Source organism: Psychroflexus sp. MES1-P1E (assembly GCF_002836055.1).
GTDB lineage: Bacteria > Bacteroidota > Bacteroidia > Flavobacteriales > Flavobacteriaceae > Psychroflexus.
The window spans coordinates 1-2147 of sequence record NZ_PJBS01000254.1 but is presented as its reverse complement, the minus strand read 5'-3'; the positions used below and the strand labels follow the sequence as shown (position 1 = coordinate 2147).

Genomic DNA, 2147 nt, shown 5'->3' with positions numbered 1-2147 from the left:
CCTCGTCGAAGTAAAAGAACTTCTCTGTCGGAATGACAATAGTGAATTCAAGGCTTCAAGTTCCACAATACAAAGAAAAACGGCCTACTAAATTAAGCCGTAAAAATTGAAGCAAGAGCCTCGTGAAATTTTAGACTGTTTGAGGCTGTTTTTCCAGCCGAGTTTCTAAAATTTAGAGGGTGAGCGATGATTTTAGGAAGAATTTCGTCAGCCTAGATTTTTTTGGTTCGTTTTTTCATCAATGGAAAAAATGAATAAAAACACTAATTTTATATAAATCTTAAATAAAGAGTTACACTAAAACAGATTCCGCATCGTGGCTATCGCCTTTTACGGAATGGGAGAGATTCCTCGTTGAAGTAGAAGAACTTCTCTGTCGGAATGACAATAGTGAATTTAAGGCTTCAAGTTCCACAATACAAAGAAAAATGGCCTACTAAATTAAGCCGTAAAAATTGAAGCAAGAACCTCGTAAAATTTTAGACTGTTTGAGGCTGTTTTTATCAGCTGAGTTTCTAAAATTTAGATGGTGAGCGATGATTTTAGGAAGAATTTCGTCAGCCTAGATTTTTTTGGTTCGTTTTTTCATCAATGGAAAAAATGAATAAAAACACTAATTTTATCTAAATATTAAATAAAGAGTTACACTAAAACAGATTCCGCATCGTGGCTATCGCCTTTTACGGAATACCAAATAATAGCCATGCTTTAAAACTGTCCTAAAAATCCGGTTACTCAACTGAAAAGATTGGTAGCTAGGCATACTCAGTCCATTATAAGCTTTCGGACCAAAGTGAACCTGAAAGTTGGTTGGGGCAGCAATCGGCTCGTAGCCTAAATCAAGATAAATATCCATGGCACGTGACATATGCATGGCATCTGTGGCAATGATGACTTGAGCAGAGGTTCCAAATCTCGATTTGAAAGCTTGGGCTTCTTGCAAAGTAGTGGACGGGTTTTCTAACATTCTGATATGTTGCGAGGAAACACCCAGTTCAATTGCTGCTTTTCGAGTGACTGAAGCCTGACTTTCTAAGCCGTATTTAGAATAGGCTGAAGTTACTAATATAGGCTTGTCTAGTAAGCGAAAGACACGAATCCCTTCATTTAAACGAGAAAGACTTGTGGACCCTAGCTGTGTTAGTGCCGGTAAATCTGAGTTTTGATTATATCCAGCACCGAGAACATGAATAAAGTAGGCTTTATTTTGGTCTAAGGCTTGAGGATCAAGCACTGAATAGTGCTTTTCGATATTTGTGACTATCAATTTCGGTACATAACTTGTTGTACAAATCAAAAGAAATATAGACCCTGTAATCAAGACAAATCGCTGAAACTTATATGTTCTGAATCGAAGCCACAAATACAACAACACCCAGATGACGAATAAATTACTAAGTGTAGGTAAGGATTTAATAAATTCCATCATCAACTTTGATTTAGCAGTTTAATTTATATAAAAATCTGATTTAACCTTACCATTTTAGTAGTGAAGATTGAATATAAAATAGGTTGGATGAGGACTAAAACTTTGTAAACTTTCATTTTACTAAATAATTTAAGTTTGTAAGAAGGTGATAATATTTTAACTTGCGATTTCTTAAAATGATACCAAATTAAACTTCAATCCTAAATTAATAATGCAAAAGGACGCTAAAAAAAAATGGTTTGTACTTTACACAAAACCACGTGGAGAAAAAAAGCTATCAGAGCAATTAAATACTTCAGGTATTGAAGCTTACTGCCCAACTCGAACTGAAGTCAGAGTTTGGAGTGATCGGAAGAAAAAAGTAGAAATGCCTGTTTTGCCATCAATGCTATTGGTGAAAATTGAAAATAAACAAAGAGCAAAGGCTTTAGAATCGCCTTTGGCTATGCGTTACTTATTCTGGAACGGCAAACCTTCTGTAGTCACTCAAGTGGAAGTTGATACTTTAAGGTCAATTTTAGGAGATAGCAAATTCGAGTCTCACGAACTAGACCAGTTGCGTCCAGGTCAAAAATTAGACATGACTGAATTAGGCTTTGAAAACATAGAAGGGACTGTCCAATATGTAAATAAAAAAGAATGTTGGGTGGTACTTCAAGGAATGGGATATGTGGTAAAGTTTAAACGGTGACTTTAGAGATTATCAATTTTAAATTAT

Annotated in this window: 2 protein-coding genes; one reads left to right on the top strand and one right to left on the bottom strand. The window is 35.3% G+C overall.

The annotated features are described in order from the left end of the window. Positions 1 to 670 precede the first annotated feature (670 nt). Positions 671 to 1429 carry a YdcF family protein gene (locus CXF67_RS09490; RefSeq protein WP_102088545.1) on the bottom strand — a complete coding sequence of 253 codons (759 nt, stop codon included), beginning with the start codon at positions 1427 to 1429 and terminating at the stop codon, positions 671 to 673. A 211-nt stretch (positions 1430 to 1640) separates the two neighbouring features. On the opposite strand from CXF67_RS09490, the gene CXF67_RS09485 reads away from it, so the two are divergent. Beyond that, the gene (locus CXF67_RS09485; protein ID WP_102088544.1) at positions 1641 to 2120 is read left to right on the top strand and encodes a UpxY family transcription antiterminator; all 480 of its coding nucleotides are present in this window, start codon (positions 1641 to 1643) and stop codon (positions 2118 to 2120) included. The last annotated feature ends 27 nt before the right edge of the window (positions 2121 to 2147 follow it).

Bases quoted from the DNA above. Each gene is read 5' to 3' on its own strand.
- CXF67_RS09490 (WP_102088545.1), bottom strand. From the start codon at position 1,429: ATGATGGAATTTATTAAATCCTTACCTACACTTAGTAATTTATTCGTC.
- CXF67_RS09485 (WP_102088544.1), top strand. From the start codon at position 1,641: ATGCAAAAGGACGCTAAAAAAAAATGGTTTGTACTTTACACAAAACCA.